Below are 22,359 nucleotides of genomic sequence, written 5' to 3'. Positions count from 1 at the left end.
TGCGTCAGCTCTGGGCTGCGCGGTTGCGACGAGTGATCAGCAGGGCGCCGCCGCCGGCGAGGAGCAACGCGGCGAGGGACGCGAAGCCCCACGCGGTGGCCGCATCCGAACCCGTCACGGCGAGGTCGTCCCCGGCCTCGGGGTCGGACGCTGCCGCGACGACGAACTGTCCCCAACCGACCAGTGTGCCCGCGTCGTCGAGCACCGCGAGCCGGTGCGCGCCGGCGTCGAGGCCGCTCGGAAGCATGGCGGTCGCGCCGCCGCTCGCGTCGGCCTGCACCCAACCGAGTCCCGTCGGCGACGAGTAGACGTAGACGTAGTACCACTCGCCGGCGGTGAGACCGGTGATGCTGACCGTGCGTCCGGAGACCGTCGCGTCGACGGCGTCGCGGAGATCGGCCGGCAGGTCCGAGCCGTCCGACACGGGCGGTGCCGGAGTGAACGACGGCTGCGACGTGCCCGGCTCACCCGTTCCGGGCAGGTCCGTGCCCGGGTCCGTGGGGTCGGTCGGGTCCGTGGGATCCGTCGGGTCGGTCGGGTCCGTGGGATCCGTCGGGTCCGTGGGATCCGTCGGGTCCGTGGGATCCGTCGGGTCCGTGGGATCCGTCGGGTCCGTCGGGTCCGTGGGATCCGTCGGGTCGGTCGGGTCCGTCGGGTCCGGGGCGACGACGGTCACGACGCGCTCGACCGTCGTGACGTTGCCACGCGCGTCCTCGACCGTGTAGCTCAGCGTGTACTCGCCGGCCGTCGCCGTGTCGACCGATCCGGAGACCGTGATCGCCTCGGTGAGGTCGCCGTCCACGTTGTCCGTCGCGGAGACCCCGTCGAGCGGGTCGAACTCGGCGCCCTTGGCGATGTCGCCGTCCTCGGGCACCGTCAGCTCGGGAGCCGCATCCTTGGTCAGCGTGACCTCGTCCACGACGCTGTTCACGGGCTTCTCGGCGCCGTTCTGCTGGCTACGGAGCGTGCGGACCGAGATCTCGTCGTCCGTGACGTCGAGCACGGTGTAGTTGCGCACCTTCTCCTGGTTCCAGACGGATGCCCACCACGCGCCGGGGTTCTCGGTGTCGTAGTACTTCGATCCGCTGGCGGAGTTCGCGGTCACGTACATGACCTCGCCGTCCTTCGCCTCGACCTTGACCGCGGCCGGAACCTCGTTCTCATCAGCCTTCTGGCCGTTCTTGATGAGGTAGGTGCGGGCGTAGTTGTGGTCGTGACCCATGAGGACCAGGTCGATGCCGAGCTCGGAGATCTTCTCCGGCATGGTGTTGCGTCGGTCGATCACGTCGCCGTCGTCCTGGTGCGGTCCCACGGAGTAGAGGGAGTGGTGGAACGCCACGGCCTTCCACTTCGCCTTGTCGCCCTGCTCGGCGATGACCTTGTCCATCCACGCATAGTGCGAGCTGTAGTCGCGGCTGTTGGAGTTGAGGTTCAGGAACAGGACGTCCTTGTAGATGAACCAGTAGTCGCCACCCGACGACGTGGCCGAGCCGGCACCCGCCGTGAGGTCTTCGTTGGGAAGGTTGAAGTGCTGCTCGTAGGCCTTCGAGCCGACGTCGTGGTTTCCGTTGTTCGCGACGAACGGAAGCTCGCGCAGGTGGTCGGACTGGAGGAAGAGTTCGTACTCCCTCTCGTTCGTGGCCGTGTTCACCTGGTCACCCGACGAATACAGCAGCTCCGCGTCCGGGTAGCTCTGCGTCGCGACCTCGAGGGTGTCCTGCCAGCCGGCTGCGTCTCTCTCCACATTGCCCGAGGCGCCGAGCTGCGGGTCCCCGAAGAAGAAGAACGAGAAGTCGCCGGAGAACGCCTGGGTGCGGAACGTGTACACGTCCGACCAGCCCATGTCGGCGCTGCCCACGCGGTAGGAGTACTCGGTGTTCTCCTCGAGCCCGTCGAGCGTGGCGTCGCGGAAGAACTCGCCACTCGTCGTGGCGCCGGCCTTCGTCGTCTCGATCACACGGGCCGACGCGGGGAACGCGCCGTCGACGACGTCGGAGCTCTTGGCGATCTGCGCGACCTGAGCGACGTCCACGTCGGAGTACCAGGCCAGGGTGCGCTCGGCCTCGGTCGAACCGACGCCGAGCACGAGGTCGGAGATCGTCGCCTCGGTGGGAGCCGGGGTCGGCACCACCGGCGCGAGCGCCTTCAGGTCGAGGTAGTTGTCGCTGCTGGTCTCGCGGTCCTGGTAGAGCGCGATCGCGATCGTGTTCTCTCCGGCCTCGAGCACGCCGGCGGGAACCGTGAAGGTGCTCGTCACCGGGTTGCCGCCACTGTTACCGGCGTAGGTGAGGTTCTGGTTTGCCGCACCGTTGACCCGGTCGTCGACGAAGCCGGCGACCTTCTGGCCGTTGACGTAGACGCGCACGGCGTCGTCATACGTGACCGTTCCCTGGAGCGACTCGATCTGCGCGAGCTCGCCCGCCGTGACGTCGAAGTCGTTGCGGAAGTGGTACGTCTCGATCGTGTTCGACGAGCCGGTCTTCGCATACTGGATCAGCGTGTTGGCGACGAATCCGCCACCCAGGTCCGCGGCGCCGCGCTTGGAGCCGAAGGGACCGACGCCCTCTTTCCACGCCGAGTCGTCGAACGCGGCCGTCGTCCACGACAGCGATCCGTCACCGGACGGGTCGGTGCCGTTGTCGGAGTACGACCAGGAGTCGGCGGACGTGAGGTACGACTCGGGAAGCGGCGCGGCCGCGAACTCGAAGTAGTCGAAGTTGCCGGCGAACGGGTGGCCGGAGTCGGCGGTCACGCTCATCACGACGATGAGCGTGTGCTCACCGGAGAGCTCGGTCGCGAGGTCGACGGTCGTCGTGTTGTACGCCTGCCAGTTGTCGCCGGTGACAGGAAGCGCCGCGGTGGCGATCTTGTTCTCGTCGGTCTTCTCGTCGATGTAGAAGTCGAGCGACGGGTTCGCACCGACGCGGTTCGAGTTGTTGACGTAGCGGACGGTGAGCGACGACAGGGGAGCCGAGCCGAAGTCGACCTTGTCGTACGTGAGCTCGCCACCGTCCCAGGTGCCGCCGACGTTGCCGAGCGAGGCGCCGGTCGAGTCGCTCGAGGTCTCCTTCTTGAGACCGTTGCCGTTGTCACTCGTGTAGGCCTCGGCCTGGAGGCGGACCGGTTCGGCGGCGACGCCCACGGCGGCGGCGGTCACGGTCTGGGTGGCGGCGACGGCCGGCAGGCTCGCCATGGCGGCGCCTCCGGTGGTGAGGGAAAGGAGAAGGAGACCGGCGATGCCGCGTCTCGCGTTCCTGTTCATGCGCTGCTCCGCCGCTGACCGCGGCTTCGCTTCGGTTGTCAGCAAGATGTCACAAGCCAATCGTGAGTTTCGGGAGGGATGGGTGTGTCATGGGGCGCCGTCCGGGCACCCTCTGCAACCTTTGGGGCTCCTCGTGACCGCGACACGGCCGCCGGGTGAACGACGGGTGACTCGCGCGTGAAGCGTGGGGCTCGACCGATCGGCGAGCATCCACTTCGCGCCAAACCCGCTCGCGATCCATCAGCCGAGGCTCAAGACGACACCCGTGACGCCGTCGCGGATGCTCATGATGCCGGCGCTCAACGCGTCGATCCCCCGAGCGACCGTCACGCTCTCGTCGTCGGTCGGTTCTCGAGCGGTGGCGCCCGGCCAGATCACGGCTGTGACGTTCCCCGTCGGCTCGGCCAGTTGACCGCCGATGACGAGGACCTCTTGATCGAGGATCTTCCCCGTCTCGAAGTCGAACACGCCGATGACGCCTTCGCCGAGACCGACGACGACATCCGCGTCGGCGCCGATGGCCGCCGCGAACGCGTCTCCGACCGGGTCATCGCCCTCCGTGTCGGCGGCGAACTCCACGAGTTCCGCGCCGCTCGTCGATGCGAACGCGCGTGCCGAACTGAGCAGGGTGTCGGAGGCGCTCGAGTCATCGGGGACCACCACGGCGATGCGGTACCCGCGCAGATCTGGGACGGCTGGCGGCACGGCGGGGATCGTACGCCCGGGGACCGGAACGACCTCGGAGGCACTGCTCGGTGCCACCGGCGGGGGTGCCGAGCCGTCGGAAACGCAGCCCGTGAGCGCCACCGCGAGCACGGCCGTCACGGTGAGGGCGGCTGCGTTCCGGAAGAGGTGGGAAGTGGTCGGCACCGCGACAGTGAACAGGCAACCGGCGGCCGCGAGGTGGCCGGAGGGTGACCGGGGGGTGAACGGCGGCGCGGTCGGTGACCGATGACCACTCCCGTTCGCCCCGCGTTGGCCATCCGTTCACCGATCGACGACAGAGTGCCGTGGGGCTCGGGACGACCGTCCGAGCGTCACCTGAAGGAGAACCATGACATCCCGCCGTCCCCACCGCCGCCACATCACGGGCCTGCTCGCCGGGGCCGCCGCCGTCGGCGCCGCGATGCTCGGCATCGGTGGTCTCGGTGCGGCGCCCGCCTCGGCTCACGGCATCTCCTCCGTGGTCTACGCGGACGTCGCGGAGGGTTCCGCACCGGGGCATCTCGACGTGGAGCTGCAGCTCGAGTACGACCTGTTCGTCGTCTCCGCCGCCGACGCGGAACAGGTCGACCCGCTCTTCCAGGAGGGCACGGAGGCGTGGGAGTACGGCGACGCCGCCGAGCAGGCGACGACTCTCGACGCCTACGCCGACACGGCGCTCGCGTACGTCGCCGACCGCTTCACGGTGTCGTCGGGAGGTGCAGCGTGCGCGCTCTCCCAGGACGGCGGCTACGAGATCACCGAGCAGCAGGGCGTTCCCTACGCCGTCCTGTCGCTCGACGCCGCGTGCGGAGAGGGCGGCGCGGAACTCACCGTCACGTCCTCGCTCTTCCCGGACGACGAGTTGTACGTTCGCGGCACGGAGACGATCCTGACCTACGACCTCGGGGACGAGTCGGGCAGCGCCGTGATCGACGCCGACAACCCCGAGTTCTCGGTCGGACAGAGCGCGGGGACACGGCTCTGGGAGTTCTTCGTGCTCGGCGCCGAGCACTTGCTCTTCGGCATCGACCACGTGCTGTTCCTGCTCGCGCTCATCGCCGGTTCGCGCCGCCTCCGGGAGATCGTCCTCGCGGCGACGGCCTTCACGATCGCGCACTCGATCACGTTCATCCTCGCGGCGCTCCAGGTCTTCACGCTCCCGGCTGCGGTCATCGAGCCGATCATCGCCCTCTCGATCGCGATCGTCGCGGCTTGGCCGCTCGTCCGGCTGTGGCGTCGACGCAGTGACACCGAGGAAGAGGCGCCGCCGCGTGGACCGCTCGGGATGGACCGTGCCGGCTGGATCCGCCTGGGAGTCGTGTTCGTCTTCGGCCTCATCCACGGCATGGGCTTCGCGTCCGCGCTCGGCATCGACGAGGCGTGGTCGTGGTCACTGCTCTGGTCGTTGCTCGTCTTCAACGTGGGCATCGAGGCGGTCCAGGTGGCCATCATCCTGGTCGTCTTCCCACTCCTCGTGCTCCTGCGTCGCCGCGCGCCGAGCGTCGCGCGGTGGGTCAGCGGGCTGCTCAGTGCGGGTGTCGCGCTCTTCGGTGTCGTCTGGTTCGTGCAGCGCGTCTTCGGTTGGGAGTGACGGGCACTCGGCTCACGATCGCCACAGTCCGAGATAGCCCCACTCCTCAGGCGCGCCCAGCGATCTCCTCAGGCGCGCCCAGCGATGCGACCGTCAGTCCTTCCGAAGTCGGGAAGTCACGAAGCTGCGTTGCGGCGTACGCGGCCCAGTCAGAGTCGGGATCGATCGACCGCAGGAGATAGGCGATCGCCGCCAGCGCGTTGTAGGTGCCGTAAACCTGCTTGGGCTGCTCGGATCGGCGGAGATGGTCGAGCTGAGGGATCTGGCCGGTTTGTGGCCTCGGTCTTCAGTGGTCGGACGGGCCTGGGACTGCGCGGTCGTGCGGCGATTCTCCTCCGATCGGCGTCCCCTGGCTGGGGTTACGCAGCCGCCACGCCGGGCGCCTATTTTGAGTCATTCACGATTACCCACTAGTGTGAGGTCATGCCCTCCGATCTCTCCGCCGACATCCGCGCCGCTGGCCTGCGCGTGACGCGGGGCCGATTGCAGGTACTCGAGCTCCTCGAGAACGCGCCCCACTCCGATGCCGAGAGCATTCACGCGCTGCTGCGCGACGTCGACCCGGATATCTCCATCCAGTCGGTGCACAACATCCTGTCCGCTCTCGCAAGCGCCGGCCTCGTGCGCCGGATCGAGCCCGCGAGATCGCCGGCACGCTACGAGCGCCGCCTCGGCGACAACCATCACCACGTCGTCTGCACCGAGTGCGGAGCGATCGAGGACGTCGATTGCGTCGTTGGTCACGCACCGTGCCTGACCCCCTCGTCGACGAGCGGCTTCACGATCGCGACCGCCGAGGTCAACTTCTGGGGCGTCTGCCCCGATTGCGCTACGGTCGCCGAGACCCCCGTCGCCTCCCCCGTCGCATGATGCGACCCCATATCGTTTCCGACCCATCACCATCCCCGACACCAGGAGTCCCTCTGTGACCAACCACACCACCACCAATTCCGGAGCACCTGTCGGCAGCGACCAGCACTCGCAGAGCGTCGGAGCGGACGGCGCCATCGCGCTGACCGATCACTACCTCGTCGAGAAGCTCGCGCAGTTCAACCGCGAGCGGGTCCCGGAGCGCGTCGTCCACGCGAAGGGCGGTGGAGCGTTCGGCACGTTCACGACGACGAACGACGTGAGCATGTACACGCGCGCCGCACTCTTCCAGCCCGGCGTCGAGACCGAGCTGCTCACGCGCTTCTCCTCCGTCGCCGGCGAGCTCGGCAGCCCCGACACCTGGCGCGACCCGCGCGGGTTCGCGATCAAGTTCTATACGAGCGAGGGCAACTACGACCTCGTCGGAAACAACACTCCCGTCTTCTTCATCAAGGACGGGATCAAGTTCCCCGACTTCATCCGCTCGCAGAAGCGTCTTCCGGGCAGCCACCTCCGCGACCACAACATGCAGTGGGACTTCTGGACCCTGCAGCCCGAGTCGGCCCACCAGGTCACATGGCTCATGGGCGACCGCGGCCTCCCGTCGTCGTGGCGGCACATGGACGGCTTCGGTTCGCACACGTACCAGTGGATCAACGCCGAGGGCGAGCGCTTCTGGGTGAAGTACCACTTCCGCACCGCCCAGGGCCACGACACCCTTACGCAGGCGCAGGCCGACCAGATCGCCGGCGAGGACGCGGACTTCCACATCCGCGACCTTCACGAGGCGATCGACGCCGGCAACTTCCCGAGCTGGGACCTCTCGGTCCAGGTCATGCCGTACGCGGACGCCGCCGAGTACCGCTTCAACCCATTCGACCTCACGAAGGTCTGGCCGAAGAGCGACTACCCGCTCATCCCCGTCGGCCGCATGACACTCGACCGCAACCCGGGCAACTACTTCGCCGAGATCGAGCAGGCGACGTTCGCGCCGTCGAACTTCGTCCCCGGAATCGCCGCGAGCCCCGACAAGATGCTGCAGGCCCGCATCTTCAGCTACGCGGACGCGCACCGCTACCGCGTCGGCACGAACCACGCCGAGCTGCCCGTGAACCGCCCCCACACGGAGACGAACAGCTACTCGAAGGACGGCGCGATGCGCCACGGCTACCGCTCGCCCGAGCAGCCCGTCTACGCGCCGAACTCCTTCGGCGGCCCGCACGCTGATGCCGCAGCGCACGGCGACGACCGTGGCTGGCAGAACGACGGCGAGCTCATCCGTGCCGCCGCGACACTGCACCCGGAGGACGACGACTTCGTGCAGGCGCGCACGCTCGTCAACGAGGTCCTCGACGACGCCGCACGTGACCGACTCGTCTCGAACATCGCCGGACACGTCTCGAAGGTGACGATCCCCGAGCTGCGCGAGCGCGTCCTGCTCTACTGGAGCAACGTGGACGTCGTCCTCGGACGCCGTGTCGCCGAGGCCCTGCCCCCCATCGCCGAGCCGCGCACCTCGCTCGTCGGAGAGCCGGCGCCCGCCTCACGCTGATCCTCCCTCACTCCCCAGATACAGCTTTCGAGCGTCCTTCCACCGGTATGCCGGCGGAACGGCGCTCGAAAGCTGTTCTTGGTGAGGGGGAGTGAAGGCGAGCGGAAGGCAGGGCGGCCGAGGCCGGCGGGGCGCGGCGCCTACCCGAAAGGTTCGCAGCCCCACCGGACTCGGCGGCGACTTGATACTACGGGGTAACGGGGCGCGGACAGTGGAGCATCGTGCGTGGCCCGGATCGATCCACGACATGCCCCGACATCGGGGCGCCGCAGAGGGGGCACGCCGACTCCGTACTCGGCGGGAGTGGCGGCTGGTCGTACGGACCGACCGGAGGCGGGCCGATGTACGGGAAGAGCGTCGCATTCAACCAGTTGGTGAAACCCACCTCGCGGATGCGGGGGCGGGGGCGGGGCTGCCGCTCGTCGCCCGCCTTCTTTCGCACCATAACCTTTAGTGTACTCAGCGAATCTCGCTAGAGTGTTCCTCATGACCACATCCGCCGGAACCGCCGACGCGCATCACGATGATCTCGTCGACGGTCCCGATCTGCTCGCACTGGAGAATCAGGTCTGCTTCGCGCTCGTCGTCGCCTCGCGCAGCGTCCTCTCGCTGTACCGGCCTGTGCTCGAGCCGCTCGGCCTCACCCACCCGCAGTACCTCGTGATGCTCGCGCTCTGGAGCCAGGACGGCCGCTCGGCCGGTGGCCTCGCGTCCGCGCTCGCGCTCGAGCCCGCAACGCTCTCCCCGCTTCTCAAGCGCCTCGAGACCGCCGGCCTCATCACCCGTCGCCGGAGCCCGGCCGACGAGCGCGTCCTCCTCGTCTCACTCACCGAGACGGGGCGCGACCTCCGCCGCCAGGCCGAGGCGATCCCGCAGCAGATCGTCGCCCGGCTCGGCATGGCGACGGACGAGCTCGAGTCCCTCCGTTCCTTGCTCCACGCCGTCACCGCCGCCGCTTCACCCTCCCCGACCCTGTGAGGTGACGGCCCGGTATACTCGGGGGCGCGAAGGGGAGTAGCTCCGAGCGCCCACCGAGAACCGCCGGCTCAGCCCGACGGGACCAGGGGCGGCGCGGCGGTCTGTCGACATACTGGCGCCGGTCACGACGATCGGCACCCGGCAGCCCACCCGGTGACGGGCGAGCGAGACCTTCGGCCACAACGTCCACCGTGGCCGGTCCTCCCTCGTGATCACCGGCCGCCCGAGCGGAAGCATCACCGTGACCGAACACTCCGCCCCCACCCGAATCGATGAGAACGGCGCGGCCGTCTCGCCCACGAAGGCGCAGGTCCGCCGTTGGCGCCGATACCTCGCCGACGAGCGCGCCGAGGCGGCCGTCTACCGCGACCTCGCGTCGCGTCGCGCGGGCGAGGAGCAGCAGATCCTGCTGGGGCTCGTCGAAGCGGAGGAGCGCCATCAGCAGCACTGGATCGAGCTCCTCGGAGCACGTATCGGCCGGCCGATCCCGAGCGACCTGCGGACGCGCGTGCTCACCTTCTTCGCTCGCCGTTACGGCTCCGTCTTCGTCCTCGCCCTCATGCAGCGGGCGGAATCGCGCTCGCCCTATGAGGACGACGTCGACGCCCCACCCGCGATGGCCGCGGACGAGCGGATCCACGGCGAGGTCGTTCGTGGCCTCGCCGAGCGGGGCCGCTCCCGTCTCTCGGGTAGCTTCCGCGCCGCCGTCTTCGGCATGAACGACGGTCTCGTCTCGAACCTCGCCCTCGTCGTGGGCATGAGCGCGACGGGCGTCGCCACGTCGGTCGTGCTCGCCTCCGGTATCGCCGGGCTGCTGGCCGGAGCGCTCTCGATGGGCGCGGGCGAATACGTATCCGTCCGCTCGCAGCGCGAGCTCCTCGAGGCGTCGACGCCCGACCCGAGCGCGCGGAAGGCGCTCCCCCACCTCGACGTCGAGGCGAACGAGCTCGCCCTCGTCTACCGTGCGCGCGGCATGACGGAGGAGGCGGCGTCCGAACACGCCAGCGAGGTCCTCGAACGCATCGCCCACAGCGCCGACGGGCCGCCCACCGGAGCGATGAGCATCGGGCACGACGCCGAGCTCGCCGACGCCCACGAATCGATCGGCACGGCTTGGAGCGCCGCGATCACGAGCTTCTTCCTCTTCGCCGCCGGCGCGGTCATCCCCGTACTGCCGTACCTCTTCGGCCTCTCGGGGCTGCCGGCGGTCGCGGTCGCCGCGGCGCTCGTCGGGATCGCCCTGCTCCTCACCGGCGCGTCGGTCGGCATCCTCTCGGGTGCCTCACCCCTCGCGCGCGCCCTCCGCCAACTCGGGATCGGCTTCGGCGCGGCGGCAGTCACCTACGCTCTCGGCCTCCTCTTCGGCACCACCGTCGGCTGACGGCGGCGACCCCGACACACGAACGGCCGGCGGATGCATGTGCACCCGACCGGCCGTTCCACGGCGAGGCCGTGTCAGTCGCGAGCGATCACCTGACGGGGGACGAGGACCGTGAGAACCCAGCCGATCGCCCCGATGACGAGACCGAGCCCGATGGCGAAAGCCGCGACGCCGAACGACACGACCGACGTGAAGAGCGACGCGCGGAGGAACGACGCGTTCATCATGGTCGCGCGCACCGGATCGTCCTGCTCGAGCTCTGCGTAGGTCTTGCCGTCGCTCGCGGCGAGGGCGTGGTGGTTGATGATGTCCGCTTGCGCGAAAGCCGTGAGCGGACCGCGGACGTCAGCGCCGGCGAGGAACGCAGCATCCTCGGACACGGTGATCTTCTCCGCGGCGAGTTGACTGCTCACCATCCCCCAGACGATCCCGCCCCCGAGAATGAGGACGATTCCGGCGAGGATTCCGAGGAATCCGATGAGGCGAGCCGCGCGGGCTTTACCGGCGGGCATCGTGACGGTCGCGGTGGCGGGGGATGTGGCGGGGGACGGGGCGGTGGCGGTCATGATTTCCTCTGTCTCAGTGGTGGACAGCCCTACTCAAGCGGACCGCGCGCGGGCACCGTAGGGTCGTTGGTCCTACCGCGTCACCGCCGCATATCCGTCTCTCCGATCAGGACTGCGGCTCGTAGCCGATGAGCCAGCGCAGACCGTAGCGGTCGGTCAGCTGACCGTCGGTCGCACCCCACGGCCGGCGTTGCAGCGGATCGATAGCAGTACCCCCGCGCCCGAGGGCGTCGAACCACTGGTGCAGGACGCCCGGTTCCGCGGTACCGAGCAACGAGAGCACTAGTCCGCGCACGTGCACGGCCTCCTCGCCGGTCGCCGCGTCGGACCCGGCGAGAGCGACGACCCCGTCGAGGGTGCCGTGAGCGATCGCGTCGGGGTCTCCGTCACTCCGCCCGAACTCGGCGAAGGTGTGGAGCGAGAGCGACCCGCCGAACACGTCGGCGTAGAAGCCGAGCGCCTCGCGGGCGGTCCCGGGGAACGTGATGTATACGAGCGGCGCTGACATGCGCTCACGCTAGTGCGTCGTCGTCCCCGCAGCGAGGGCTCCATCCTTCGCCGAGCGCTACAGCTATTCGTGAAGCGCTCGGCGATCCGCGTAGCGCTCGGGGGGAATGGGATGCGGTCGGTCGGCCCGTCAGGCGCGGAAGGCGCCGCGGTGGGCCGCGGCGGGGTGCGTCGCGGGAAGCAGCGGACCGGCGCCCGGGAAGAGGCGCTCGCGCAGCGTCGACTCCTCGTAGGCTGTGCGGTACCGGCCGCGGCGCTGCAACTCCGGCACGAGCAGCTCGACGATGTCCTCGAAGGTGCCGGGCGAGAGGTACTGCACGACATTGAAGCCGTCGACACCCGTGCGCTCGACGATCTCCTCGAGGCGATCGGCCACCTGCTCGGGCGTCCCGACGACGTGGAACTCGTCGTTCCACGGGTCGCTCAGCGAATCGATGATCGCCTTCGCCTTGCCGCCCTGTGCCTCGGCGAACTCCTTCTCGCGCGACTCGATGTGGCCTCGGCCGGAGAAGGTCACACCCTCGTCCTCGGCGAGCGCCGCGACATCGATGCCCGTTCCCCCGCCGAAGTGGACGAGGTAGCCGTCGAGGTCACGATAGCCGAACACCTCCTCGGCCTTCCGCCGGGCCTCCGCCTCCGTCTCGCCCAGCACGATGTTGATCGAGGTGAACGCGCGGATGGCGTCACGACCGCGCCCGAAGCCCTCCGCCCGGTCCCGCAGGTCGCGGACGTCTGCCGCGACGCGGTCGAGGGTCCGGGAGGAGACGAAGACACCCTCAGCGTGCCGTGCGGCGAGATTCTTGCCCGAATCGGAGCTGCCCGCCTGGTAGATCACGGGTGTCCGCTGCCGGCTCGGCTCACTCAGGTGCGGGCCGTCGACGGAGAAGAACCGGCCCTCGTGGTGGATCTCGTGCACCTTCGCGGGGTCTGTGTAGACGCGGCGTTCGCGATCGAGCACGACGGCGTCGTCCTCCCACGAGCCCTCCCACAGCTTGTAGGAGACGTCGAGGAACTCCTCAGCCACGTCGTACCGCACCTCGTGCGTGACCTGCTCGCGCAGCCCGAAGTTGCGCGCCGCATCGGGGAGGTACCCCGTCACGACGTTCCAGGCGATCCGCCCCTTCGTCAGGTGATCGAGCGTCGACAACCGGCGCGCGTTGCCGAAGGGCGGCTCGTACGTCGTCGAGGCGGTGACGGCGAAGCCGAGATCCCGTGTGACCGCGGCCATCGCGGGCACCACGAGGTACGGATCGTTGTTCGGGATCTGGATCCCGCGCTCGACCGCGGGGTCGCGGCTGCCGCGGTAGACGTCGTAGGTCCCGACGACGTCGGCGATGAACAGGGCGTCGAAGAGTCCGCGCTCGAGCAATCGCGCCGTCTCGGTCCAGTAGTCGATGTCGGTGTACCGGTGCCGCTGGTTCTCTGGGTGCACCCACAAGCCGTGATTGATGTGGCTGGGGGTGTTCATCTCGAAACCGTTGAGGTGGATCAGGGAGCTCACCCGAGCCACGCTATCGCGGCATCCGAGCACCGGCGACGACGGTGACGGGACATGACGTTCACGCGCCTGGCCCGGACTCCATCCGCCAGCCGGGTCCCGCCTTGAGTTGCAGCCGAAGGGCGGAGGCGGCGGCCTTCGCCTCCTCGAGCGTCGGCGCCTCGACGTCGATCGCGACGGGGAGCTCGTCACCGAACCCGGCAACGGTGACGGACGCCCGTGCGTTCATGGGCAGCGGGACGGATGCGCTCGCGGAGCCGGCGCCCTCCACGTGGGACCGCACGGTCTTGGCGATCATCACGAGCGCCTCGGGTGCGGTCGAGACGACGTGGGCGACGATGGTGACGGAGGGCATGCGGCCACGGTAACCGCGTCCACGGCACCGACGGCCGGGGTTGCGGAGCGTCTCGACTTCACGGGGGTATCGTCACTCAACACGCGACGTGGGCGCGCGGCCGCGGTTGGGCGGTGTGGAAGGCGCTCATCATGATCACGAACGAGCCATCCGAGCAGCGTGCTCTTGCCCGCCACGTCCTCGACGAGCTGGCGGCCGGGGTGTGAAGAGGGGGGACTCAGCGAGCGAACCGCTCGATGATCGCCCCGGCCGGGTCGAGTTCGTAACGCTCAAGCGAGCTCGTCGACAGGAATCCCATGTGCGGTGTCACGATCGTGCGAGGGTGCGACCGAAGCGGATCGTCGGCGGCGGGAGGTTCGCCGTCGAGCACGTCGGCGGCATACCGGGAGAGACGACCGGACTCGAGCGCGTCGAGCACGGCAGCGGAATCGACGATCTCGGCTCGGGAGGCGTTCACGAGCAGCGCGCCCGGTCGTAGGCGCGCCAGCGCATCCCGGGCGATGAGTCCCCGGCTGTCCGCGGTCGCAGGCACGTGCAGGGACACGACGTCGGCGCTGTCGAGGAGATCGTCGAACTCCACCAACTCGACCCCGTGCTCGGATTCCGTCACGAATGGGTCCGTCGCCACGATGCGACCGAACAACGGTCGGGCGATTCTGGCCGTCTCCCGCGCGATCCGTCCGAAGCCGACGAGCCCCAGCACCAGTCGGCCGATATCTGGAGGAGTGACGGTCAATTCGGAGGTCCAGCCGCCGCCACGGACCACGTCCATGCCCGCCTGCACCTCGCGCAATGAGGCGAGGATCAGCGCGAGCGCGTGCGTGGCGACCTCCTTCGTCGCGACGCCGCCGAGTCCGACGACCTCGATGCCGCGATCCGCCGCCGCCCGCGCGTCGACCATGTCGACCCCCGTCGAGGTCGTCGCGATGATTCGCAGGTCGGGGAGCTGGTCCATCTCGTTGGCTCCGAACGGGGCGAGACCGATGATGGCCGCGACGGCCGCCCGCCGCCGTTCACTCGACGGCCCGGAGACTTCGCCGATCGGGAGTGTGCCTGCCAGCACGACCACCTCGAAGCCGTTCTCCTCGAGCAGCGCGCCACCGCCGCCCGGGTCGACGCCTCCACTCTCCGTGATGACGACGACCGGGCGGTCGTCCGCGGCGGCCGTCATGCTGCGGGCCCCGATGGTCGGTCGAGATGTGTCGGCGCGAAGAGAGCGATCCGCTGCGGGAGCACCACGACCGACGGACCCGGCGTCGCCAGCGCATCGGCGAGGTCCGCGGCGAGTCTGTCGACGGTCGTAGCCCGAGCGTCGACACCAAAAGACGCGGCGAGCGCCACGAAGTCCGGCATCACGAGGGACGTCGCGGTCGCTACGCCGAAGGCACTCGTCATGTACTCCTCGAGGATCCCGTAGCCGCCGTCGGCCACGATGAGCCAGGTGATGTCGAGCCCCAACTGCACGCTCGTGCCGAGCTCCGAGATCCCGTACATCGCGCCGCCGTCTCCTGAGACGGCGAGCACCGGACGCGACCGGTCCGCGAAGGCCGCTCCGACCGCCGCGGGGAATGCGTAACCGAGGCCACCCGCGCCTTGTGCCGTGGCGAACCTCCCGTCCCTCCCATCCCAGGCCGACCACGCCCAGTAGGCGATCATGGTCATGTCCCAGAAGCTGTCGGCCGCATCCGGTAGCGCGGTGCGGATGGCCGCGATGATGGTCCGTTCCGCCTCGAGTCCCTGCGCGTCGAGGCGGGCCTCGACCGTCGCGTGCAGGGCGGCGATCTCGGCCACCCGCACCGCTCGCCGCGCCACCTCGGTCGTGGATCCGAGGGCGTCGCCGATCCGCTCGAGCGCGTCCCTCGCATCGCCGTGGAGCGCGAGGACCGGGTGGTTGGCCCCGAGCACGGTGAGATCGGCGTCGATCTGGATGACGGTTCCGCGTGGACGGAGGGTGAAGTAGTTGCTCGACAGTTCTCCGAGTCCGCTGCCCACCACGAGGAGGACGTCCGCGTTCTCGAGGTACTCCGTCGTGGCGGTGTCCTCGAGCCAACTGCCGGCCGCAAGAGGATGCGACGACGCGACGGCGTCGCGACCGCTGAAGGTCGCGAAGACGGGAGCGTCGAGAGCCTCGGCGACCCGCTCGAGTGCGCCGCGGGCTCCCGAGCGCGCCGCGCCACCACCCGCGAGTACGACGGGTCGCGACGCTGCGTCGAGGACCCGCGCTGCGGCGATGATCGATTCGTCGCGGACCCGCGCTGCGCGAGGCTCCGACCGGACATCGACCACGACGGGGACGGTGTCCCCGACCTCGCCCAGGAGGATGTCCTGCGGGATCTCGACGAGGACCGGGCCGCAGGGCACGGTCTCGGCGAGCTCCCATGCCGACCGGATCGCCGACGGGATCTGTGCAGCCGTGCGCACGGTCCAACTGCCTTTGACGACCTGCGCGAAGACCGCCGACTGGTCGTCGAGCTCGTGGAGATGCCCGTGCTTCGCTCCGCCGAGTCCGCTCAGGGGGATCTGGGCGGACAAGGCCAGAACGGGGATGGAGGAACCGGCCGCCTCCATGAGTGCCGGGAGCGACGTGAGGGCCCCGGGACCGGTCGACAGGAGGAGCGGCGCGACGGCGCCACCGACCCGGGCGAGGCCGTCCGCCATGAAGCCCGCGTTGTTCTCCACTCGAGCGGGCAACAGCTCCATCCCATGGCGGCGCAGGGCGTCGAAGAGGCCGAGCGCGTGCTGGCCCGGCGTCCCCACGAGGCGTTCGACCCCGAGCGCCCGCAGCGTCTCGACGGCGACGTCCCCACCCGTCCGAGCCACGGCGGGGGTCATCTCCCCTCCCCGATATCACCGGTGGCCGCGTCGAGGTGCCCCGCGGCGACCCTGACCAGCACCGCGGTGAGGACGTCGAGACCGGCGAGCATGTCGGCGTCGGAGGTGAATTCCCGCTCGTTGTGGGAGATCCCGTCGACGCTCGGCACGAAGAGCATCACGGTCGGGACGATCTCCTTCATGTTCGTCGCGTCGTGCCCCGCGACGGTGGCGGAGCGGCGGTGGCTGTAGCCGAGCCTCTCCGCTTCGGCCGCGGCCAGGAGAATCCCCTCTTCGAGGAACGGCCCGCTCGACCACTCGACGACCCCGCGGATCTCGATGTCGACCTGAGCGCGTGCCTCGATGACGCTCATCTCCGACCGCAGTCGATCGACCGCCGTCTCGAGGATCGATCGGTACGGGGAGCGCACGTCGACGAGCATGCGCACCTCGCGGGCGATTGCGACGGGCGAGTTCGGGTCGAGGTACATCTCGCTGACGGCCGTGTGGAGCTCCTCGGGTTCGAAGCCGTCGACGAGACGGCGCACCGCGACGATCAGTTCGGCGGCCCCGTAGAGGGCGTCGCGCCGATCGGCCATCCGCGCCGCTCCGGTGTGCGACTGCTCGCCGCGCACGACGACCTCGAGCTTGTGAGCCGTCCACGTCGTGGCGACGAGGCCGATCGTGGTCGCCGTGTCCTCGAGCTCGCGGCCCTGCTCGACGTGGATCTCGAGGTACGCGGCCACGTCGAGGGGAGCAGCCTCTCCGCGTCCTCCGATCGCGTCGAGCGCATCGGCGACAGACGTTCCGGCCGGATCGGTCGTGGCGAGCGCCACCTCGAGCGCGAGCCCTCCGGTGAATACGGCGCTGCCCATCATGCTGGGCTTGAACCGGCTACCCTCCTCGTTGAACCAGTCGACGACGGCGAGGTTGAAGACCGCCGGTCCCTCCGCACCGGCGGCGGCGCGGACCGCGTGGGCACCGGCGAGCACGCCGTACGCTCCGTCGAATCGCCCGGCGAGCGGCTGACTGTCGAGGTGGGAACCCACGACGACGTAGGGAGCGCCCGGGATCCGCTCGATCAGTCCGAAGATGTTGCCGATGGCATCGACCCGGACATCGAAGCCGTTGTGCTCGAGCCAGGCGGTGAACCACGCGCGGTTCTCGCCGTCGGCGGCGCTCGCCGCCTGCCGCTCGACGCCCCCACCCGGGGTGGCGCCGAACGCCGACATGGTCGCGAAATCGTCGAGGAACGCATCCGTCATGGCGTCAGCTCCAGTCCCGCTGGAGTTCCATCGTCGAGCAGTGGAGCCCACCGCCGTTCTTCAGCATCTCTCGGAATTCGATCGGGACCACCTCGACGCCGTGGCGACTGTTGAGCAACTCGGCCGTGCGCTCGAGATGGGCCGGCATGATCACGCGCCGCCTGTCGAGGACCAACAGGTTCGTCGACCACTCCTCGTCGGGGTGTACGTCGACGGTTTCGATTCCGAGGTCCCACAGCGCCGACATGTAGTCGTAGGGCGCGAGTCGCGGGTTCACGAGAGCCAGGTCGTCGTCGAGCATGACGGAGCACATGTCGAGGTGGATGAGGTAGCCCGGAAGGCTCACACGCTGCACCTCGATGCCGAACGGCTCGAGGATGCGGGCGAGCTGGCGTCCGCCTTCCGGATTGCATCGCACGGACGAGCCGTAGAACGCGAGGTTCCGGCGCACCTTCACGAAGCTGCCCCCTTCGGCGAGTCCGGATCCCGTGACGGTTCCGAGGATCGGCATACCGGCTGCGGCGACCGTCGCTGCGATGGACTGCTCCTCCCCGCGGCGCATCCGCGGCGCGAGGCGACCGATCACGGCGCCGCCCGGAACGGTGACGAGAGGGTCGCGGGTGTACACGGCCTTGGTGTAATCGGCCGGCAGTTCGGGCGCGAACACGATCTCGATGCCCTCGGCCTCGAGAGCGGCGACGAAGCCCTCGTATTGCTCCGTGACGGCGTCGAGGTCGGGCAGGTCGGCCCCCGTCCAGTACCAACGGCGGTCCGGGTCGACGAATGCGTCCATGTCGGCGTCGTAGGCGTCGGCACGGACGGCGCCGAGGCCGGCACTCGGACGACGCATCAGCACGGAGCGCAATCGGCTCACCTCGTCGGCGGCTCCCCAGCGTCGACCCCACGTCCCTTCGAGCTCTCCGAGCTCGTGGAATGCGGGGAACGCCTCCGGCCCCATGAGGGCGTGGAAGCGCCCGTCGGCGACTTCTTTCGTCGAATCGATGTTGCTGCTCACGCGCGTACTGTCCTTCTGGTCTCGGGGGCGGGGGCCGTGGCTCCGGCGGAGCCTGCGGCGAGTCGGGTCACGATGGACGACCGGGCGTCCCAGTGCAGGGTGACGGGCTGCTCGACGCTCACGTCGAGCGGCCGGGCAGCGTCCTCTCGTGCGATCAGCTCGGTGCCGGAGGCGGTCGTGACGATGATCTTGCGGGAGTCGCCGGCGTAGACGATTCCGCTGACGTGGCCGTCCACGCGCGAGTGGGCTTCCGGGGCGCTTCCGACGGCGGTGATCCGGACCAGGGAGGGGCGCACCATGACGGCGACGCGTCCCGATCCGACGGCGGAGCCGTCGACGAGAGACGGCGGGGAGAAGACGACGCCGTCCGCACCGTCGAGCGTTCCGTCGTCGCGGACGGACCCGCGGAAAAGGTTCGACTCTCCGACGAAGGCGGCCGCCGTGTCGTCGACGGGACGGTGGTAGAGGTCGTCGGGGGTCGCGAACTGCACGAGCCGACCTCGATCGAGGAGGGCGATCCGATCGCTCATCGTCAGGGCCTCCTCCTGGTCGTGCGTCACGTTGACGACCGTCAGGCCCAACTCGCGACTGAGTCGGCTGATCTCGAGCTGCAGCGCATCGCGCAGGTTGCGGTCGAGGGCACCGAGGGGTTCGTCCATCAGCAGCAGCCGCGGACGGCTGACAATCGCCCGAGCGAGAGCGACGCGCTGCTGCTGCCCCCCGGAGAGTTCGGTGATCCGACGACGGCCGAAGGTCGGCAGGTGCACGGCCTCGAGGGCCTCGGCGACGCGCCGGCGGCGCTCGGGGCCGCGCATCCCGCGCATCCGAAGCGGGTAGGCGACGTTCTGTTCCACGTTCAGGTGAGGGAAGAGCGCGTAGTTCTGGAACACCATCCCGATGTCGCGCCGATGGACGGGCACCGAGCGCAGCTCCTGACCGTCGACGAGCAGCGAGCCCTCGTCGGCGTCGGCGAAACCGGCGATGATGCGGAGCAGCGTGGTCTTGCCCGACCCGGAGGCCCCGAGGAGGGTGACGAACTCTCCCGCACGGATGTCGAGGCTCACAGCGTCGACGGCCGGCGTGTCGCCGTACCGCTTGGTGATCGAGCGGATGTCGAGGGCCGCCCCAGGGGCGCGGCTGTCTGCTGGACTCATGGTCTCGAGCTCCTTCTGGCGAGTCGGGCGCGGATCGGTCCGACGGAGAAAACGACGAGGACGACCGCGAAGGTGACGACCGTGACGACGAGGGCCACAGCGGATACCGACGGTTCGACGCCCGAACGGATCTGTCCGTACATCAGGACGGGCAGGGTCTGGAAGCGTGCATCGCTCAGGAACGTCGCGACGACGACCTCGTCCCACGAGGAGATGAAGGCGAGGAGACCGCCGATCACCGTCGCAGGCGCGAGGAGGGGCAGGGTGATCGTGACGAGCGTCGTCAACTGACCGGCGCCGTGGACGCGGGCGGCCTCCTCGATCCTCGGATCGAGCGTCCGCAGGAGAGCGAGGACGTTGACGAAGACGTACGGCAGCCCGAGCACACCGTGCGCGATCGCCAGGCCCAGCACGTTGCCCGTCAGACCGAGGCGCGCATAGACGAGATAGAAGCCGATCGCGCCCACCACCAGAGGGACGATCATGGGGAGCACGGAGACGGCGGTGAAGACCGACGCGACCGCACCTCGGGCACGCGCCGCCCCCAGGGCGAGGGCTGCGCCCGCGATCATCGCGAACAGGGCGGCGAGCAGCCCGACCGAGAAGGAGTTCCCGAAGGCACGCATCCAGCGACGATCGCCGAGGACGTCGTCGATCCAGCGGAGGGAGAAGCCCTGCGGGGGGAACGTCACCGACGAGCCACTGGTGAACGCGGTCGCACAGATGACGATGGTCGGCACGATGAGCAGGATGGCGATGAGTATCCCGACGACGCGGACCGATACTCCGGCGTTCATCGAGCGCTCCTCTCCGTTGCGATGCCGAGAACACGTCCCAGTCCCAGGAATCGAGCGGCGACGCCGAGGATCAGGACGACGATCAGGAGGAGCAGGACGGCCATGGCCGACCCGACCCCCGTGTTCAGCAGGACGTTCGTCTGTTCGACGATCGACTGTCCGATCACGGCGTTCCCGGCCCCGCCGAGAAGCTGCGGGGTCACGTAGTAGCCCAGGGTGAGGACGAAGACGAGGAGGCTACCCGCTGCGAGCCCCGGCAGGGACAGCGGGAACGTCACGGTCCAGAACGCCCGGGTGCGCGTGGCTCCGAGTCCCCGCGCGGCGATCGCGAGGTCCGGAGAGATGCCGCGCAGTTGTGCGTAGACGGCGAGGACCGTGAAGGGGACGAGGATGTGCGTCATGCCGATGAGTGTCGCGAGCGGCGTCCGGATCAGCTGCAGCGGTTCGTCGATGATCCCGACACCCAGCAGGAGCTCGTTGACGAGGCCCGTGTCGTTGAGGATGACCTGCCAGGCGTAGCTGCGCACGAGGAGGCTGGTCCAGAAGGAGAGCATGAGTGCCGTCATGAGCACGCGGGACAGCACTCGCCCCGATCGAGCCATCGCATAGGCGTACGGGTAGCCGATCAGCGCGGACCAGACCGTCACACTCACGGCGAGCGTCGCGGTATTCCCGAGCGACCGAAGGAACGAGGCGGATGCGAGCGCGTCGGCGAAGTTCCCGAATCCGGCGTCGAGGCTCCGCTGGACGACCACGACGAGTGGGACGACGAGCGCCAGCAGGACGAAGAGCAGGCCGAGGAGGCCGACGCTGATCCACCAGCGTCGGCCTCCTCCCTGGATGCTCAGGACGCGACCCACTCGGAGACCGTCTCGAGCACGTCCGCGCGGTTCTCGTTCCACCACTGCCAGTCGGCCACGATGGGGGCGTCGTCTCCTTCGCCCTCGTTCGCGGTGGGGACCTCGGCGGCGGCTTCGTCGCTCACCTCGGCGGCGGGGTTACCCGGCCCGTAGGTGATGTAGTCCGCGATGTCGCCCGCGTGCTCCGTCGAGGTGATGTAGGCGATGAGCGCCATCGCGGCGTCGACGTTCTGGCTCCCCTCCGGGATGGCGACGTAATCGGCCGACTGGATCTGCTGGTTCCACGACTGCGCGATCGGCAGCCCCTCGGCGGCGGCGAGAGTGACCCGTCCGTTGTAGCAGGCGCCGACGGCGGCTTCACCGGAGGTGACGAGGTCGATGCACTCCGAGCCGCTGGAGATGAAGATGAGGTCGTCCTTCACCGGCTCCATGACTTCGAGGGCCCGGTCGATGTCGAGCGGGTAGAGCTCGTCGCGGGCGACGCCGTCGGAGATGAGGGCGGCCTCCGCGAGCCCGAAGAAGCCCTCCGCCGCATTGATGGCACGCTTCCCCGGGAACGCGTCGGTGTCGAAGAAGTCGGCCCAGTCCTGGGGAGCGTCCGCCTCGCTGAACAGGTCCGTGTTGTACGCGACGGTCGTCGAGTAGATGAACATCGGGACGCCCTTGGCGGTGACCTCCCAGTTTCCGTCGAAAGCGGCGCAGTCGACGACGTCGCAGTCGATGTCCACGAGGCCGTCGTTCGCCTCCGTCAGGTCGAAGTCGAGGCCGACCTCGACGACGTCCCACGTGACATTGCCGCTCTCGATCATCTGCAGGAGCTTCGAGTTGTCCATCGAGGGGTCGAGCAGCGCGTCGACCCCGGTCTCCTCCGAGAACGGGTCGAGCCACGCCGAGGTGATGCTGTCGCCGCCCGCTCCGCCATAACCGGCGAACGTGACCTCGCCGCTGATCTCGGTGCCCGACGCGGAGTCGCCGGCTCCGGAGCCGGAGTCGGACGAGCACGCGGTGAGAGCGAGGAGAGCGGCGAGGGACGAAGCCGTCGCGATGGCCGCTGAACGGTGTCGGATCATGGTGGACCTTTCGGGATGTCGGTGGAGATGCCGGTGAGGTGCGAGTGCCGACGGCGCGGCGGACCGGGCATCGCTGGTCGGGTGTGACGGGTGAGCGTGTCCGGTCCGCCTATCCTGATTGA

General features: G+C 69.2%; 19 protein-coding genes. 5 read left to right on the top strand and 14 right to left on the bottom strand.

The annotated features are described in order from the left end of the window. Positions 1 to 4: 4 nt before the first annotated feature. Both ELQ92_RS16445 and ELQ92_RS02695 read right to left on the bottom strand, forming a co-directional pair. Positions 5 to 3,262 carry an immunoglobulin-like domain-containing protein gene (locus ELQ92_RS16445; protein WP_128497417.1) on the bottom strand — a complete coding sequence of 1,086 codons (3,258 nt, stop codon included), beginning with the start codon at positions 3,260 to 3,262 and terminating at the stop codon, positions 5 to 7. Positions 3,263 to 3,502: 240 nt separating this feature from the next. Next, positions 3,503 to 4,132 carry a hypothetical protein gene (locus ELQ92_RS02695; protein ID WP_128497415.1) on the bottom strand — a complete coding sequence of 210 codons (630 nt, stop codon included), beginning with the start codon at positions 4,130 to 4,132 and terminating at the stop codon, positions 3,503 to 3,505. Between the two features lie 184 nt (positions 4,133 to 4,316). On the opposite strand from ELQ92_RS02695, the gene ELQ92_RS02690 reads away from it, so the two are divergent. The 5 genes from ELQ92_RS02690 to ELQ92_RS02665 all read left to right on the top strand — a co-directional run bounded on the left by ELQ92_RS02690 (position 4,317) and on the right by ELQ92_RS02665 (position 10,339). After that, positions 4,317 to 5,558, top strand: a complete 1,242-nt coding sequence (locus ELQ92_RS02690; protein ID WP_128497414.1) for a HupE/UreJ family protein — start codon at positions 4,317 to 4,319, stop codon at positions 5,556 to 5,558. A 423-nt stretch (positions 5,559 to 5,981) separates the two neighbouring features. Then, a complete protein-coding gene (locus tag ELQ92_RS02685; RefSeq protein WP_128497412.1) occupies positions 5,982 to 6,428 on the top strand; it encodes a Fur family transcriptional regulator in 447 nt (148 codons plus the stop codon). A gap of 55 nt (positions 6,429 to 6,483) precedes the next feature. Continuing rightward, the gene (locus ELQ92_RS02680) at positions 6,484 to 7,980 is read left to right on the top strand and encodes a catalase (RefSeq protein ID WP_128497411.1); all 1,497 of its coding nucleotides are present in this window, start codon (positions 6,484 to 6,486) and stop codon (positions 7,978 to 7,980) included. A 486-nt stretch (positions 7,981 to 8,466) separates the two neighbouring features. After that, positions 8,467 to 8,958 carry a MarR family winged helix-turn-helix transcriptional regulator gene (locus tag ELQ92_RS02670; RefSeq protein ID WP_128497408.1) on the top strand — a complete coding sequence of 164 codons (492 nt, stop codon included), beginning with the start codon at positions 8,467 to 8,469 and terminating at the stop codon, positions 8,956 to 8,958. Positions 8,959 to 9,199: 241 nt separating this feature from the next. Beyond that, positions 9,200 to 10,339 (top strand): VIT1/CCC1 transporter family protein, encoded by a 1,140-nt coding sequence (locus ELQ92_RS02665; protein ID WP_243694826.1) that lies wholly within the window; start codon positions 9,200 to 9,202, stop codon positions 10,337 to 10,339. Between the two features lie 74 nt (positions 10,340 to 10,413). On the opposite strand, the gene ELQ92_RS02660 is transcribed toward ELQ92_RS02665, so the two are convergent. From ELQ92_RS02660 to ELQ92_RS02600, 12 genes are all read right to left on the bottom strand, one after another. Further along, complete coding sequence (locus ELQ92_RS02660; protein ID WP_243694825.1) at positions 10,414 to 10,905, bottom strand: aromatic ring-opening dioxygenase LigA; 492 nt, start codon at positions 10,903 to 10,905, stop codon at positions 10,414 to 10,416. A gap of 106 nt (positions 10,906 to 11,011) precedes the next feature. Further along, positions 11,012 to 11,413, bottom strand: a complete 402-nt coding sequence (locus ELQ92_RS02655) for a VOC family protein (protein WP_128497406.1) — start codon at positions 11,411 to 11,413, stop codon at positions 11,012 to 11,014. A gap of 129 nt (positions 11,414 to 11,542) precedes the next feature. Further along, the gene (locus ELQ92_RS02650) at positions 11,543 to 12,913 is read right to left on the bottom strand and encodes an LLM class flavin-dependent oxidoreductase (RefSeq protein WP_128497404.1); all 1,371 of its coding nucleotides are present in this window, start codon (positions 12,911 to 12,913) and stop codon (positions 11,543 to 11,545) included. Between the two features lie 58 nt (positions 12,914 to 12,971). Then, positions 12,972 to 13,265: a hypothetical protein gene (locus ELQ92_RS02645; RefSeq protein WP_128497403.1), complete on the bottom strand. Its 294-nt coding sequence runs from the start codon at positions 13,263 to 13,265 to the stop codon at positions 12,972 to 12,974. Between the two features lie 217 nt (positions 13,266 to 13,482). After that, positions 13,483 to 14,436 carry an NAD(P)-dependent oxidoreductase gene (locus ELQ92_RS02635; RefSeq protein WP_128497401.1) on the bottom strand — a complete coding sequence of 318 codons (954 nt, stop codon included), beginning with the start codon at positions 14,434 to 14,436 and terminating at the stop codon, positions 13,483 to 13,485. Beyond that, the gene (locus ELQ92_RS02630) at positions 14,433 to 16,097 is read right to left on the bottom strand and encodes a thiamine pyrophosphate-binding protein (RefSeq protein WP_128497399.1); all 1,665 of its coding nucleotides are present in this window, start codon (positions 16,095 to 16,097) and stop codon (positions 14,433 to 14,435) included. Before ELQ92_RS02630 ends, ELQ92_RS02635 begins: the two co-directional genes overlap by 4 nt. Next, positions 16,094 to 17,341, bottom strand: a complete 1,248-nt coding sequence (locus tag ELQ92_RS02625) for a M20 family metallo-hydrolase (protein WP_128497398.1) — start codon at positions 17,339 to 17,341, stop codon at positions 16,094 to 16,096. Before ELQ92_RS02625 ends, ELQ92_RS02630 begins: the two co-directional genes overlap by 4 nt. 4 nt (positions 17,342 to 17,345) lie before the next feature. Next, positions 17,346 to 18,356, bottom strand: a complete 1,011-nt coding sequence (locus tag ELQ92_RS02620; protein WP_128497397.1) for a dimethylarginine dimethylaminohydrolase family protein — start codon at positions 18,354 to 18,356, stop codon at positions 17,346 to 17,348. Then, the gene (locus ELQ92_RS02615; protein ID WP_128497395.1) at positions 18,353 to 19,510 is read right to left on the bottom strand and encodes an ABC transporter ATP-binding protein; all 1,158 of its coding nucleotides are present in this window, start codon (positions 19,508 to 19,510) and stop codon (positions 18,353 to 18,355) included. Before ELQ92_RS02615 ends, ELQ92_RS02620 begins: the two co-directional genes overlap by 4 nt. Continuing rightward, on the bottom strand, positions 19,507 to 20,307 hold the full coding sequence (locus ELQ92_RS02610; protein WP_128497393.1) for an ABC transporter permease: 801 nt from the start codon (positions 20,305 to 20,307) through the stop codon (positions 19,507 to 19,509). Before ELQ92_RS02610 ends, ELQ92_RS02615 begins: the two co-directional genes overlap by 4 nt. Continuing rightward, on the bottom strand, positions 20,304 to 21,167 hold the full coding sequence (locus ELQ92_RS02605) for an ABC transporter permease (RefSeq protein WP_128497391.1): 864 nt from the start codon (positions 21,165 to 21,167) through the stop codon (positions 20,304 to 20,306). Before ELQ92_RS02605 ends, ELQ92_RS02610 begins: the two co-directional genes overlap by 4 nt. Continuing rightward, a complete protein-coding gene (locus tag ELQ92_RS02600; protein ID WP_128497390.1) occupies positions 21,152 to 22,237 on the bottom strand; it encodes an extracellular solute-binding protein in 1,086 nt (361 codons plus the stop codon). Before ELQ92_RS02600 ends, ELQ92_RS02605 begins: the two co-directional genes overlap by 16 nt. Between the last annotated feature and the right edge of the window lie 122 nt (positions 22,238 to 22,359).

The organism is Labedella populi (genome assembly GCF_004078655.1).
GTDB lineage: Bacteria > Actinomycetota > Actinomycetes > Actinomycetales > Microbacteriaceae > Labedella > Labedella populi.
Note: the sequence above shows the minus strand (reverse complement) of the source record. Positions and strands in the feature narration are given on the sequence as shown.